This is a genomic window from Nocardioides pacificus (assembly GCF_054775955.1).
In genome coordinates this window covers 195,361-208,826 of sequence record NZ_BAAHCI010000011.1, presented here as the reverse complement: position 1 = coordinate 208,826, position 13,466 = coordinate 195,361, and the positions used below count along the sequence as shown (strand labels likewise).

The following is a 13,466-nucleotide window of genomic DNA, read 5'->3' as shown; positions in this document are numbered from 1 at the left end:
AGTCGGCGCAGTTTCACAGCCCAGTCGGCGCAGTTTCACGGCGAGGGCCCCGCCAACGGTCAAGATGCGCCGACTCGACGGTCAAGATGCGCCGACTCGACGGTGAAGATGCGCCGACTCGGCTGGGGCTAGGGGTGGTGGCGGCGGAGACCGAAGGTGACGCCGTCGACGAGGGCGGCCCAGGAGGCCTCGATGACGTTGGCGCCCACCCCGACGGTGACCCAGGAGGACTGGCCGTCGCTGGTCTCGATCAGCACCCGGGTGATGGCGTCGGTGCCGTGACCCTGGTCGAGGATCCGCACCTTGTAGTCGATCAGCTCGAAGCGGGCGACCTCCGGGTAGGCCTGGCCGATCGCCTCGCGCAGGGCGTGGTCGAGGGCGTTGACCGGGCCGTTGCCCTCCCCTGTCACGACGAAGCGGACCCCGCCCGCGTGCAGCTTGACCGTGGCCTCCGACAGCGCCTCGGCCCCGGGGCGGGTCTCGGTGATCACCCGCCAGGACTCGACGTCGAAGTACGACGGGCGCTCGCCCTCGACCTCCTCGACGAGCAGCAGCTCGAACGACGCGTCAGCCGCCTCGAAGGTGTGCCCGCGCGACTCCAGCTCCTTGACGCGGTCGGTCACCCGGCCCACCAGGTCCTTGTCGCCGGAGAGGTCGAAGCCGAGCTCCTTGCCCTTGAGCTCGATCGAGGCGCGCCCGGCCATGTCGGAGACGAGCAGCCTCATGTCGTTGCCGACCGCCACCGGGTCCAGGTGCTGGTAGAGGTTCGGGTCCACCTTGATCGCGCTGGCGTGCAGACCGGCCTTGTGGGCGAAGGCGGAGGTGCCGACGTAGGGCTGGCGCGAGGCCGGCGGGAAGTTCGTGACCTCGGCGACCGCGTGGGCGATGCGCGTCGCCTCGCTCAGCAGACCGGGAGGAAGCACCGGGCGCTCCAGCTTGAGCTCGAGGTTGGCGACGACCGTGACGAGGTCGGCGTTGCCGGTCCGCTCGCCGTACCCGTTGACGGTGCCCTGCACGTGCGTCGCACCCGCCTCGACGGCGGCGAGGCTGTTGGCCACCGCGCACCCGGTGTCGTTGTGGCAGTGGATGCCGACTCGGACGCCGGTCGAGTCGATGACGTCGTGCACGACGTCGGCCACCCAGCCGGGCAGCATCCCGCCGTTGGTGTCGCAGAGCGCGACCACCTCGGCGCCGGCGTCGTAGGCCGTGCGGAGCACCTCGAGGGCGTAGGCGCGGTTGGCGCGGTAGCCGTCAAAGAAGTGCTCGGCGTCGAGGAAGACCTGCTGGCCCTCCTCGCGCAGGTGCGTGACGCTGTCGCGGACCATCGCGAGGTTCTCCGCCAGCGTCGTGCGCAGCGCGAGCTCGACGTGGCGGTCGTGGGACTTGGCGACCAGCGTGACCACGCCGGCCCCCGAGTCGCGCAGCGCTGCCACCTGCGGGTCGTCGGCAGCGCTCAGGCCGGCCCGGCGCGTGGCGCCGAACGCCGCCAGCCGGGCGTGCTTCAGGTCCAGCTCCGTGGTCGCCCGCCGGAAGAACTCGGTGTCCTTGGGGTTGGCCCCGGGCCAGCCGCCCTCGATGTAGCCGACGCCCAGCCCGTCGAGCTGGCGGGCGATGGCCAGCTTGTCGGCCACGGAGAGGTTGAGGCCCTCCTGCTGCGCACCGTCACGCAGCGTCGTGTCATAGACGTGGAACGAGCCGTGCAGGTCCATCGGTGTCCATCTCGATTCGTACGGCGGGTGGGGCGGCGGGTCGGGCGGCGGGTGGGGCGGTCGGGCATTGGTGCAGGCTGCTCGGGCAACAAAAAAACCTCCCGAGGAACGAGAGGTCGGCGCGTCGGTGGCCCGGGGGCCGCGACGCGCTAGGGAATGTCGATCGTGGTCAGCACGGCGTCATTGTGGCACGACGGGCCTCCCGCTTCACGGGTGTCTCACGAACCGGCGGGACGCGGAACCAGAACGCGTTTCACTTTGTGGCAGAGTGCGCGCATGCTCCAGTTCGTCCACGACCAGCTCAGCGACGACGAGGTCGCCGCCCAGGCCGAGCAGTTCACGCCGCTGACCCAGAGCGTGCGCGAGCTCATCGACGCCGTCATCCGCACCGAGGCCGACGACGCCACGATCGCGGCGGCCCGCGCCGACATCGAGCGGGTGGTCGCCTCGCTGTCCGAGCGGCAGATGCCCGGCTCCTACGGGATGCGCGTCAGCACGTCGGGCACCGCCCGTGCCTGGGGCAACGTCGTGATGGGCCTGCGCAACCCGATGGCGCCGCCGCTCGACATCCACCGCGACGCGGACGGGGTCTCCACCGCCAGCTTCCACCTCGGCGCCGCCTTCGAGGGTCCGCCCGGTCTCGTCCACGGCGGGGTCGCGTCCCTCGTGCTCGACCACCTGCTCGGCCATGCGGCCGGGTTCGACCGGCGTCCGCGGATGACGACGACGCTGACCATGCACTACCGGCGCAAGACGCCGCTGGGCCCGCTGCAGGCCCGGGCCCACATCGAGCGGATGGACGGCACGACCGCCCACGTGGTGGGCCACATCGCCGAGCCGGACGGCCGGGTGACGGTCGAGGCCGAGGGCACCTTCGTGCTCCCCCGGTGGGTGCGCGAGCTCGAGGAGCTCTCCGGGGACGACGGCCCGCGCTTCGCCTGACTGCGCCCCGCTCAGCAGCCGAGATCAGCGCAGGGCGTCCAGCGGGGCCTGCCGCGACGGCGCCCAGTCGACACCGGCGCTCTCCACGGCGGCGAGCAGCAGCATCGCCAGGCCGACGGCGAGCGCCGTCGCCACGAGCCAGGCCGGGAGGCCGGCGCAGACCGGGTGGACGATCCGGTTGAGCGGTCCGCGGACCCGGTCCCCACCGGGACCCACCCACAGCCCCAGGGCGAAGGCGGCCCCCGCGATCGCGAGCGTGGTGGCCATCCCGAGCGCGGCCGCATAGCCGAGCAGCACCGCCGCCGCGGCGAGCCCGAGCGCCCACAGGACCAGCAGCAGGGTGCCGGGGATCGCCCCGACGAGGTGCCAGGGGGCGGCCAGCGACGTCACGATGCCGTCGTACCAGCGCCTGCCGCGCTGGGCCCGGCGCTCCCCTGCCGCACTGGCGGCGAGCGAGCCGCTGCGCAGGAGCCAGGCCGCGAGGACCAGCAGCGTCACGGCGACGTAGGGCATGGCTGCGACCGCCGCGCCTGCCGCGATCCCGCCGGCACCCACCAGCACCCAGCGACGCATCCGCTCCAGCACCGGGACGGTGACCGGCGGCTCCTGCCACGGGGCGTCGTCGGCCCAGGGGGAGGCGGCGTCACCGTCGACCGGCGGCGGGGTCTGGTAGGGCTGGTGCTCAGGAGGGAGTACGGCGGTCGCGCGGCGCGTCGCGGGCTCCTCGGCCCAGGGGTCCCCCGCCCAGGCCGGTTCAGGCCCCCAGGCCTGCTCGGTCGCCGGCTCCTCGAGCACGTCGGTCTGCGCGGCCGGCTCACCCTGGACCGCTGCGAAGGGCATCGTGAACTGGTCCTGCTCGGCGGCTGCGGCGACGCCCGCCACCATCCCGGGCGCCAGCCGGTCCAGCCGGGGGCCGAGCCGGTCGAGCAGCGTGTCGAGCGTGGGGCGGCGGCGCGGGTCGGGATCCAGCGCGCTCTCCACCAGCTGGCGCAGCTCGCGGCCGGCGTCGCCGGGGAAGCCGCGCAGGTCGTGCTCGCCGCGCCGGGCGCGGTCCATGATCGCCATCGCCGGCCCGCGACCGAACGGCGAGTGGCCGAGCGCCGCATAGACGACCGTGGCCGCCCAGGAGTGGATGTCGGAGGCGGCGGTGGCCTCCTCGCCGTACAGGATCTCGGGGGCGAGGTAGCCAGGCGTCCCGAGCAGCCAACCGGTGTGGGTGAGCTTGGGGTCGTCGGCCAGGCGTGCCAGCCCGAAGTCGATGAGGACCGGAGAGCGCCCCTCCATCAGCACGTTGGACGGCTTGACGTCGCGGTGCAGCACGTCGACGGCGTGGACCGCCTCGAGCGCCTCGGCCAGACAGCCGGCGAACCAGATCAGGTCGTCGCCGTGCAGCGCCCCCTCCGACTGCACGTGGTCGTGCAGCGAGAGCCCGGGGACGTAGCGGGTGGCGACGAAGGGGATGTCCCCCCACGGGTCGGCGTCGACGATCTCGGCCACCCGGCGCGAGCGGACCCGGCTCAGCGAGCCCACCTCGCGGGCCAGCCGCTGGCGCGCCTCGTCGTCCCCGACGACGTGGGGGCGCAGCACCTTGAGCGCGACCCGCTCCCCGCCGGTCTTGCGCGCCAGGTGGACCACGCCCATGCCGCCCTCCCCGATCCGGGTCAGCAGCGAGTAGTCGCCGACCGTCATCGGTGTGGGCGGGCGCGCTGAGGGCGAGGTGGTCACCGCACGAGGTTAGCGTCCGGCCTCACGACAACCGGTCGTCGAGCTCGGCGACCCGCCGACGCGGCGCCACGATCCGGTACGACGCGTCGACCAGCTCGCCGATCTCCGTCCAGTCCGGGGCGTCCTTCCCCTCCCCGTCCAGGTCGATCCCGCGCCACCCGAACGGGCCGTAGTAGGCGGGCAGGAAGAACCGGGGGTCCTCGTCGAGCGCGGGGATCTCGAGGGCGTCGGCCTTGAAGAGAAGGGCGTGGGGGTGCGGCTCGTGCTCCCCGGGGCGCACCTTCACTCCCCCGCCGTAGACCGCGAAGATCTTGCCGATCCGATAGGTCGGCCGGCCGTGGCTGACGATCTCCTCGGCGCCCGGGAAGGTCAGGCAGAGCCCGCGCAGGCGCGCCAGGACCGGGTCGTCCTCGTCGAACATCACCGGGTGCGCCAACGCTGCCTCCCCCGCTCCCTGGACCGGGCCGGTCCGCCCTAGACGACCCGGTGCATCCAGCCGAAGGTGTCCTCGGCGCGGCCGTACTGGATGTCGACGAGCGCCTGGCGGATCCGCATGGTGACCTCGCCACCGTCGGAGGCACCCGGGATCTCGCCACCGTCCCACTTGAGCGACCCGACCGGGGTGACGACGGCGGCGGTGCCGCAGGCGAAGACCTCGGTGATCTCGCCGCTCCTCACCCCGTCGCGCCACTCGTCGATCGAGAAGCGGCGCTCCTCCACCTGGTGGCCGAGCTTGCCGGCGAGCTCGATGATCGAGGAGCGCGTGATGCCCTCGAGGATCGTGCCGGTCGCGGGGGTGACGATGTGGCCGTCGGCGTGCACGAAGTACATGTTCATGCCGCCGAGCTCCTCGACGTACTTGCCCTCCTGGGCGTCGAGGAAGACGACCTGGTCGCAGCCCTGGGCGGAGGCGAGCTGCTGGGCGAGCAGCGAGCTGGCGTAGTTGCCGCCGGTCTTGGCCGCGCCCATCCCGCCGCGACCGGCGCGGGTGAACTCCTCGGTGAGCCACAGCGACACGGGCTTGATGCCCTGGCTGAAGTAGGCGCCGGCGGGCGAGGCGATCACCATGTAGGTGACGTGCTGGGAGGGGCGCACGCCGAGGAACTTCTCGGAGGCGAACATGAACGGGCGCAGGTAGAGGCTCTTCTCGCCCTCGGCGTCGGGCACCCAGCGCTCGTCGACGCGGATCAGCTCGTCGACGGTCTGCAGGAAGTCCTCGACCGGGAGCTCGGGCAGGGCGAGTCGCTGTGCCGAGCGCACCAGCCGCTCGCCGTTCGCCTCGGGCCGGAAGGTCCACACCGACCCGTCGGCGTGCCGGTAGGCCTTCATCCCCTCGAAGATCTCCTGCGCGTAGTGCAGCACCGCGGTGGCGGGGTCCAGCGACAACGGACCGTACGGCGTGACGCGGGCGTCGTGCCAGCCCGCCTCGGGCGTCCACTCGACCGTGAGCATGTGATCGGTGAAGTGCTTGCCGAACCCGGGGTTGGCCAGGATCTCCGCGAGGGCCGCGTCGTCGACGCGCTGGGTCGAGGTGGTGGTGCTGATCTGCATGAGGGGCACGCTATCCAATCGGAAGGGAAATGTGTGACGCCGGGCACGGGAGACCCGTACCCGGCGTCACAGGACGCGAGGGGCGGGTCAGCCGGCTACTCGCGCGGCGATCGCGTCGCCGACCTCGGCGGTACGACGGGTCGTCCCCGGCGTGCGCTCGGACAGGTCGGCCAGCACGGCCGTCTCGATCGCGGCCGACTCGGCGGCGAAGCCGAGGTGGTCGAGCAGCAGCGACGCCGAGAGGATCGCGGCGGTCGGGTCCGCCAACTGCAGTCCGGCGATGTCGGGCGCGGAGCCGTGGACGGGCTCGAACATGGAGGGCGTGGTCCGGTCGGGGTTGACGTTGCCGGACGCGGCCAGACCGATGCCGCCGGTGATGGCGGCGGCGAGGTCGGTGATGATGTCGCCGAAGAGGTTGTCGGTGACGATCACGTCGAAGCGCGCGGGGTCCGTGGTCATGTGGATCATCGCGGCGTCGATGTGCATGTAGTCGGTGGTGACGTCGGGGTACTCCGCGGCCACCTCCTGGAAGAGGCGCCACCACACCGAGCCGGCGTTGACGAGCACGTTGGTCTTGTGGACCAGCGTGAGCTTGCGGCGCGGGCGGCGCTGGGCGCGGGCGAAGGCGTCTCGCACGACACGCTCGACGCCGAACGCGGTGTTGACGCTGACCTCGGTGGCGACCTCGTGGGGCGTCCCGACGCGCAGGGCGCCGCCGTTGCCCGTGTAGGGGCCCTCGGTGCCTTCGCGCACGACCACGAAGTCGACCTCACGGCCGCCGAGGACGCTGTCGGACAGCGGGGAGGCGACGCCGGGGTAGATCCGCGAGGGACGCAGATTGACGTAGTGGTCGAGCTCGAAGCGCAGCTTGAGCAGCAGGCCGCGCTCGAGGATGCCGGGCGGCAGGTTCGGGTCGTTGGGCTTGCCCCCGACCGCGCCGAGCAGGATCGCGTCGTGGCTGCGGATCTCCTCCAGGACAGACGGCGGCAGGACCTCGCCCGTGGCGAGGTAGCGCTCGGCGCCGAGGTCGTAGCGGGTCTGCTCGAACTTCACGTCGGCGGGGGCGGCCACCTCCAGCACCTTGAGGGCTTCCGCGGTCACCTCCTGGCCGATGCCGTCGCCGGGGATGACAGCGAGCTGGAGGCCGTGGGCCACGTGGTTCGAGGAGGAGTCAGTCATGGGGCGAAGCCTAGTTGTCGTCGGGGCGCGAGCCGCCGTTGTCTCGCAGGTCAAGCGCCTGCTGCACGGCCTCGAAGCTGCGGGGGTTCTCGGGGTGATGGCTGGCCGGGCCCCACTCGGGGTACATGTCGTACATCGTCTTTTCTCCTGTCGCTGGGCTGAGTCGGGTGCGGAAGGTGCTGCACCGAAGACGCCCCGCGGCGGGGAGATGACGAGACTCCTCACGGATCGCGTGAGGGCCGGTCGATCAGGACCAGGGAGAGCGGATCGCGCCGTACTGCTGGGCGGTTCCGCCGCGGAGGCGTCTGCAGGCAAGAAGTGCAGAAAGGGCAGTAAGGCCGTCAACGCCGAACACCGCGGCGAGGTGGCCTTACTTAAGAGGCCTCGCCGCGGCAGTCAATAAGTACGTAGACGCTCCGCATGGTGAGCCGAGAGTACGACTCATCCCCCGCGCCGTGGGGGGTTTTCCGCAGATGTGCTCACGATGCGAGACAGGGAGTCCGGGATGGAAGACTCCATCCCATGAGTCACCCGCCCGAGCTGCCCCGCATCGTCTCCCGCGCCTTCGACGTCTCCCGCAAGGCGGGCTACGTCTCGTTCTGCCGCAACGAGACCGGCCGTCTGCTGGCCACGCTGGCCGCCACCCGAGGCGGGACCCTGGCCGAGTTCGGCACCGGCTGCGGCGTGGGCACCGCCTGGCTGCGCTCGGGAGTTCGCAACGGCGCGCGCATCCTCACCGCCGAGCTCGATGCCGAGCTGGCCGGTGCCGCCGCCGAGATCTTCGTCGACGATCCCCAGGTCGAGGTGCTGGCCGCCGACTGGTCGACGCTGCGCGACAAGGGGCCCTTCTCGCTGCTGTTCATCGACTCGGGCATCCCCTCGGAGGTGGGCGTCGACTCGATCGCCGACCTCGTCGAGCCCGGCGGCATCGTGGTCCTCGACGACTTCGTGCCCTGCGAGGTGTGGCCGCCGATCAGCTACGGCCGGGTCGACACCCTGCGCGAGCAGTGGCTGACCGACGAGCGGTTCACCGCCGTCGAGGTGATGATCGCCCCCGACGCCTCCGCGGTCATCGCGACCCGTCGCTGAGCCGCCCCTCGTCGAGCTCGACCGTGAACCACGGGAGCAGCACCTGCGCCAGCGGTCCGATGCCGAACGCATAGACCAGTGTGCCGAGGCCGGCGATGCCTCCCAGGGCCAGGCCGACGGCGACCACCGTGAGCTCGATGCCGGTGCGCACCACCCCCAGGGACCAGCCGGTACGGCGCACGAGGCCGGTCATCAGCCCGTCGCGGGGCCCCCGGCCGAACTGCGATCCGATGTAGAGCGCCGTGGCCAGCGCATTGAGCAGGACCCCGCTCACGAGCAGCGCCACCCGGGCCCAGAGCCCGTCCGGGGCCACCAGCACCGCGAGCGTCGCGTCGGCGGCGAGCCCGACGATGATGGCGTTGGAGATCGTCCCGAGGCCCGGCACCTCCCGCAGCGGGATCCAGGCGAGCAGCACGAGGAAGCTGAAGACCACCACCGCCTGCCCGAGGGTGAGCGGCAGGTGCCGGATCGCGCCGGAGTGCAGCACGTCCCAGGGCGACAGGCCGAGCGCGCCGCGGACCATCAGCGCCAGGGACGCGCCGTACAGCACGAGCCCCACGAAGAGCTGCGGCAGGCGCCGTGCCAGGCGCCCGGCGCGCAGCTGCTGGAGCGGACCGAGGGTGGTCAGCTGGACGGGTTGTCCGCGGCGGGATCGGGGGGCGAGGTCGGTCACGCCACCAGTGGACACGCAATTGGCCTTCTGACAAAGGGCCAATCGTGGAACACTGGCCTGCATGTCCTCCGCCAGCAGCTCCCGCGCCGTCAGCGCCGCCCGCGTCGCCGGGCTGGTCGGGAGCTTCGACCAGTCCCCCGCCTACGAGGGCCTGGCCCACGCCCTGCGCCTGCTGATCGGCGACGGCCGGATCGGCTACGACGTCCGGCTGCCCAGCGAGCGTGAGCTGACCCAGGCCCTCGGTGTCTCGCGCACGACCGTCGCCCGCGCCTACGCCGTGCTGCGCGAGAGCGGGTACGCCGTGGCGCGCCAGGGCGCCGGCACCTTCACGCGGGTCCCGGGCGGACGCGCCCGCTCCCACGACCGGGCGCTGCTCCCGGGCACCGGCGACGGGGACCTGATCGACCTCAACTGCGCGGCCACCTCCGCACCCCCCGGCCTGGCCGACGCCTACACCGCGGCGGCGGCCGAGCTGCCCGCCCACCTGGGCGGGCACGGCTACTTCCCGACCGGGCTTCCGACCCTCCAGCGCGCGATCGCAGCGACGTACGACGATCGGGGGCTGCCCACGGACCCCGACCAGATCATGGTGACGCCCGGCGCGCTCTCGGCCGCCGCGATCGTGGCGCGCGCCTTCACCGGCCCCGGGGACCGGGTGCTGGTGGAGTCGCCCGTCTATCCCAACGCCGTCCAGGCCCTGCGCAGCAGCGGAGCGCGGGTGACCGGCTCGCCGGTGGACCCCGGCGGCTGGGACCTCGACGCCGTCGGCGCCTCCCTGCGCCAGACCGCGCCGCGCCTGGCCTACCTCATCCCCGACTTCCAGAACCCGACCGGCCACGTCATGAGCGACGCCCGGCGCGAGGAGTACGCCACCCACCTGCGCCGCGGGCGGACGCTCGCGGTCGTCGACGAGGCGCACCAGGCCCTGGCGCTGGAGGGACAGTCGATGCCGCGCCCGTTCGCGTCGTACCACCGCGACGCGATCACGCTGGGGAGCGCCAGCAAGGCCTTCTGGGGCGGCCTGCGCCTGGGCTGGCTGCGGGCGCCCCTCGAGCGTGTCGACGCCCTCGTCGACGCGCGACTGGCCCTGGACCTGGGCGCCCCGGTCCTCGAGCAGCTCGTGCTCGCCCGGCTGCTGGCCGACCCCGCGCCGATCCTGGCCGCGCATCGGTCCCGACTGCGCGAGCAGCGCGACGTGCTCGTCGCGTCCGTGCGCGATCTGCTGCCGTCCTGGAGGTTCCACACCCCGGCCGGTGGACTGGCGCTGTGGTGCGAGCTGCCCTCCCCCCGTGCCAGCGCCCTGTGTGCCGCGGCCGAGCAGCACGGCGTCATCGTCGCTCCCGGGCCGGTGTTCGCCGTCGAGGGAGGCCTGGACCGGTTCGTCCGGATCCCGTGGACGGTGCCGCCCGATCAGCTCCGGGCCGCGGCCGAGCGCCTCGCCACCGCCTGGGAGGAGGTCAGCAGCACCGACGCCGTGGGCACGGCCTCCGGCTCGGGCGGTCGGGTGATGGTCGCCTGACGCGGAGATCCGCGTTTCGACCTCTTGTTTATCGTGGGCGCATGGAAGCCACTCCCCTTGCCTGGGGCCTGACGATCGCCTTCATCGGAGGGCTTCTCGCCTTCGACTTCATCTTCCACGTGCGCAAGGCGCACGTGCCGACGCTGAAGGAGGCGGCCGTCTGGTCAGCGCTCTACGTCGGGATCGCCGTGCTGTTCGGCCTCGGGGTGCTGATCGTCTCAGGGGGCACCGCCGGCTCCGAGTACTTCGCCGGCTACATCACCGAGAAGGCGCTGTCGGTCGACAACCTCTTCGTCTTCCTCATCATCATGGCCAGCTTCCGGGTCCCCCGCGAGGACCAGCAGAAGGTGCTGCTCTTCGGCATCGTCTTCGCGCTGATCGCGCGGACCGGCTTCATCTTCATCGGCGCCGCGCTCATCAACCAGTTCGCCTGGGTGTTCTACCTCTTCGGGCTGGTGCTGCTGCTGACGGCCGGCAACATGCTCAAGCCGGAGAGCGAGGACGAGCACTCCGCGGACAACTTCATCATCCGCATCGCCCGCAAGGTCTTCCACACCACCGACTACTACGACGGCGACAAGATGTTCACGATCCACGACGGCAAGCGGGCGCTCACGCCGATGCTGCTCGTGATGGTCGCCATCGGCGGCACCGACATCCTCTTCGCCCTCGACTCGATCCCCGCGATCTTCGGCCTGACCCAGAGCACCTTCATCGTGTTCACAGCGACGGCGTTCTCGCTGCTGGGCCTGCGCCAGCTCTACTTCCTCATCGACGGCCTGCTCGACCGCCTGATCTACCTCTCCTACGGCCTCGCGGGCATCCTCGCGTTCATCGGCGTCAAGCTGATCCTGCACGCCCTGCACGAGAACAACCTGCCCTTCATCAACGACGGCGAGCACGTCAAGGTCGTCGAGGTGAGCACCGAGCTGTCCCTGTCGGTGATCGTGGGCGCCCTGGTCGTGACCGTCATCGCCTCGCTCTACAGCAAGAAGGGCAAGGCGCAGACCGCGATCATCAACGCCCGCAAGCACGCGACCAACTACCTCGACCTCGACTACACCGCGGACCCCGCCGAGCGGGAGCGGGTCTTCCGGGCGCTGCTCGACGAGAGCGAGCAGATCCGGTCGATGGACCCGAAGTACCTCGCGATGGCGCGCGACGAGGCCGGTCTGATGGCGCTGGTGGCGCGGGCCCGCACGGAGCACGAGCGAGCGGTGTCCCAGGGCCGCGAGCCCTCGGCGCCCGGCTATCCGTCACCCGAGGACTCGCTGGTCGACCACCGGGCGGCCACGCCCACCGCGACGGACCTCACCAAGGGCGAGGACCGCGACTAGGCCGCTCGCCCTGGGGCCCGAGGGGACCTGTCAGCCGAGGTTGACCGTGCGCACCGCGTGGGCGTCCATCGAGACCTGCATCTCCTCGAGGATGTGGGGCTCGATGGCGGTGTCCACCGAGATCGCGACCAGCGCCCGGCCACCCTTCACGTCACGCGCGACCTGCATGCCGGCGATGTTGATCTCCGCGTCACCGAGGATGCGGCCCACCGTCCCGACCATCCCGGGCCTGTCCTGGTAGACGAGGAAGGCCAGGTGCTCGGTCGGCTCGATGTCGAGGTCGAAGCCGTTGACCTCGACCAGACGCTCCTTGTGGTGGATGCCGACCAGGGTGCCGCTGACGGAGACCTGTGAGCCGTCCGCCAGGGTGCCGCGGATCGTGATCAGGTTGCGGTGGTCGGGACTCTCGGAGTCGGTCACCAGGCGGACCGCGGTCCCGCGCTCGGAGGCCAGCAGCGGCGCGTTGACGTAGGACACCTGCTCCTCGACGACGTCGGCGAAGACGCCCTTGAGCGCGGCCAGCTCGAGCACCCTCACGTCGTACTCGGTGATCTCGCCGCGGACCTCCACGTCGATCTGCTGGGCGACCTCACCGGCCAGGGCGGTGAACACCCGGCCCAGCTTCTCGGTGAGGGGTACGCCGGGGCGCACGTCCTCCGCGATGAGGCCGCCCTGGACGTTGACCGCGTCGGGGACGAGCTCACCGGCGAGCGCGAGCCGCACGGAGCGGGCCACGGCCAGGCCGGCCTTCTCCTGGGCCTCGTCGGTGGAGGCGCCCAGGTGGGGGGTCGCGACGACGTTCTCCAGCTCGAGGAGGGGGCTGTCGACGCACGGCTCGGAGGCGAACACGTCGAGTCCCGCGGCGGCGATCCGGCCCTCCTTGAGAGCCGCGAAGAGCGCCGCCTCGTCGACGATCCCGCCACGAGCCGCGTTGACCAGCACCAGGTGCGGCCTGACCTTGGCCAGCTCCTCGTCGCCGATCAGGCCGATGGTCTCCGGTGTCCTCGGGAGATGGACGGACATGAAGTCGGCCTCGGCGAGCAGGGTGTCGAGGTCGACGAGCCGCACACCCATCTGCGCGGCGCGCCCGGCCTGCACGTAGGGGTCGTAGGCGATGACCCGCATGCCGAAGGCGCTGAGCCGCTGGGCCACGAGGACCCCGATCCGGCCGAGCCCCACGATGCCGACGGTCTTCTCGTAGAGCTCGGTCCCGGTGTAGCGCGAGCGCCTCCACTCCCCCGCCCGGAGCGCGGCGTGGGCCGGCGAGACGTGGCGCGCCGCGGCGAGCATCAGTGCCACCGCGAGCTCGGCGGCCGACACGATGTTGGACGTCGGCGCGTTGACGACCATCACGCCCGCCTGCGTGGCTGCGCGCACGTCGACGTTGTCGAGGCCGACGCCGGCACGAGCCACGACCTTGAGCCTCCGCGCCGCGCTCAGCGCCTCCCCGTCGACCTTGGTCGCCGATCGCACCAGCAGGGCGTCCGCGTCGACGATCGCCGCGAGCAGCTCACCTCGGTCCGCGCCGTCGCAGCTGCGGATCTCGAAGTCGGGCCCGAGCGCCTCCACCGTGGCGGGGCTGAGCTCTTCGGCGATGAGGACGACGGGCTTGCTCACAGCGGGATCCCTCGATGCTGGTTCGTGGATGTCGGACCGCCCGGCGCAGGACGCGCAGCGATCGTGCACGACGCTGTGCCCGCGGCAACTGTACCCGACTCAATCGAGCCCGCCGGGGCGACGGA

12 protein-coding genes are annotated in these 13,466 nt (G+C 72.0%); 4 read left to right on the top strand and 8 right to left on the bottom strand.

Translation table 11 applies throughout. The annotated features are described in order from the left end of the window. Positions 1–128: 128 nt before the first annotated feature. Positions 129–1,709: a citramalate synthase gene (cimA, locus tag ACYU7L_RS14570; RefSeq protein WP_460797905.1), complete on the bottom strand. Its 1,581-nt coding sequence runs from the start codon at positions 1,707–1,709 to the stop codon at positions 129–131. 276 nt (positions 1,710–1,985) lie between these two features. Here cimA and ACYU7L_RS14565 point away from each other — a divergent pair, with 276 nt between their 5' ends. Continuing rightward, entirely contained in the window at positions 1,986–2,651 is a 666-nt protein-coding gene (locus ACYU7L_RS14565) for a PaaI family thioesterase (protein WP_460797903.1), read from the top strand. 24 nt (positions 2,652–2,675) lie between these two features. On the opposite strand, the gene ACYU7L_RS14560 is transcribed toward ACYU7L_RS14565, so the two are convergent. The 5 genes from ACYU7L_RS14560 to ACYU7L_RS14540 form a co-directional block, all read right to left on the bottom strand. Then, the gene (locus ACYU7L_RS14560) at positions 2,676–4,376 is read right to left on the bottom strand and encodes a serine/threonine-protein kinase (RefSeq protein WP_460797900.1); all 1,701 of its coding nucleotides are present in this window, start codon (positions 4,374–4,376) and stop codon (positions 2,676–2,678) included. A 22-nt stretch (positions 4,377–4,398) separates the two neighbouring features. Continuing rightward, positions 4,399–4,812, bottom strand: a complete 414-nt coding sequence (locus tag ACYU7L_RS14555) for an MmcQ/YjbR family DNA-binding protein (protein ID WP_460797897.1) — start codon at positions 4,810–4,812, stop codon at positions 4,399–4,401. A 38-nt stretch (positions 4,813–4,850) separates the two neighbouring features. After that, positions 4,851–5,927 (bottom strand): branched-chain amino acid aminotransferase, encoded by a 1,077-nt coding sequence (locus tag ACYU7L_RS14550; RefSeq protein ID WP_460797894.1) that lies wholly within the window; start codon positions 5,925–5,927, stop codon positions 4,851–4,853. A gap of 87 nt (positions 5,928–6,014) precedes the next feature. Next, positions 6,015–7,106, bottom strand: a complete 1,092-nt coding sequence (locus ACYU7L_RS14545; protein ID WP_460797892.1) for a 3-isopropylmalate dehydrogenase — start codon at positions 7,104–7,106, stop codon at positions 6,015–6,017. 10 nt (positions 7,107–7,116) lie between these two features. Then, positions 7,117–7,242 carry a hypothetical protein gene (locus tag ACYU7L_RS14540; protein WP_460797890.1) on the bottom strand — a complete coding sequence of 42 codons (126 nt, stop codon included), beginning with the start codon at positions 7,240–7,242 and terminating at the stop codon, positions 7,117–7,119. A 386-nt stretch (positions 7,243–7,628) separates the two neighbouring features. On the opposite strand from ACYU7L_RS14540, the gene ACYU7L_RS14535 reads away from it, so the two are divergent. After that, positions 7,629–8,195: an O-methyltransferase gene (locus ACYU7L_RS14535; protein WP_460797888.1), complete on the top strand. Its 567-nt coding sequence runs from the start codon at positions 7,629–7,631 to the stop codon at positions 8,193–8,195. Here ACYU7L_RS14535 and yczE read toward each other — a convergent pair. Next, positions 8,176–8,868, bottom strand: a complete 693-nt coding sequence (gene yczE, locus ACYU7L_RS14530; protein WP_460797886.1) for a membrane protein YczE — start codon at positions 8,866–8,868, stop codon at positions 8,176–8,178. The genes ACYU7L_RS14535 and yczE overlap by 20 nt on opposite strands. Positions 8,869–8,929: 61 nt before the next feature. Here yczE and yczR point away from each other — a divergent pair, with 61 nt between their 5' ends. Then, on the top strand, positions 8,930–10,387 hold the full coding sequence (gene yczR / locus ACYU7L_RS14525; RefSeq protein ID WP_460797884.1) for a MocR-like transcription factor YczR: 1,458 nt from the start codon (positions 8,930–8,932) through the stop codon (positions 10,385–10,387). A 41-nt stretch (positions 10,388–10,428) separates the two neighbouring features. Continuing rightward, a complete protein-coding gene (locus tag ACYU7L_RS14520) occupies positions 10,429–11,724 on the top strand; it encodes a TerC family protein (RefSeq protein ID WP_460797882.1) in 1,296 nt (431 codons plus the stop codon). A 30-nt stretch (positions 11,725–11,754) separates the two neighbouring features. Here ACYU7L_RS14520 and serA read toward each other — a convergent pair whose 3' ends face one another. Beyond that, positions 11,755–13,341 carry a phosphoglycerate dehydrogenase gene (serA, locus tag ACYU7L_RS14515; RefSeq protein ID WP_460797880.1) on the bottom strand — a complete coding sequence of 529 codons (1,587 nt, stop codon included), beginning with the start codon at positions 13,339–13,341 and terminating at the stop codon, positions 11,755–11,757. Positions 13,342–13,466: the final 125 nt, after the last annotated feature.

Coding starts and splice junctions, on each gene's coding strand:
- cimA (WP_460797905.1), bottom strand. CDS start 1,709: ATGGACCTGCACGGCTCGTTCCACGTCTATGACACGACGCTGCGTGAC.
- ACYU7L_RS14565 (WP_460797903.1), top strand. CDS start 1,986: ATGCTCCAGTTCGTCCACGACCAGCTCAGCGACGACGAGGTCGCCGCC.
- ACYU7L_RS14550 (WP_460797894.1), bottom strand. CDS start 5,927: ATGCAGATCAGCACCACCACCTCGACCCAGCGCGTCGACGACGCGGCC.
- ACYU7L_RS14545 (WP_460797892.1), bottom strand. CDS start 7,106: ATGACTGACTCCTCCTCGAACCACGTGGCCCACGGCCTCCAGCTCGCT.
- ACYU7L_RS14540 (WP_460797890.1), bottom strand. CDS start 7,242: ATGTACGACATGTACCCCGAGTGGGGCCCGGCCAGCCATCACCCCGAG.
- ACYU7L_RS14535 (WP_460797888.1), top strand. CDS start 7,629: ATGAGTCACCCGCCCGAGCTGCCCCGCATCGTCTCCCGCGCCTTCGAC.
- yczR (WP_460797884.1), top strand. CDS start 8,930: ATGTCCTCCGCCAGCAGCTCCCGCGCCGTCAGCGCCGCCCGCGTCGCC.
- ACYU7L_RS14520 (WP_460797882.1), top strand. CDS start 10,429: ATGGAAGCCACTCCCCTTGCCTGGGGCCTGACGATCGCCTTCATCGGA.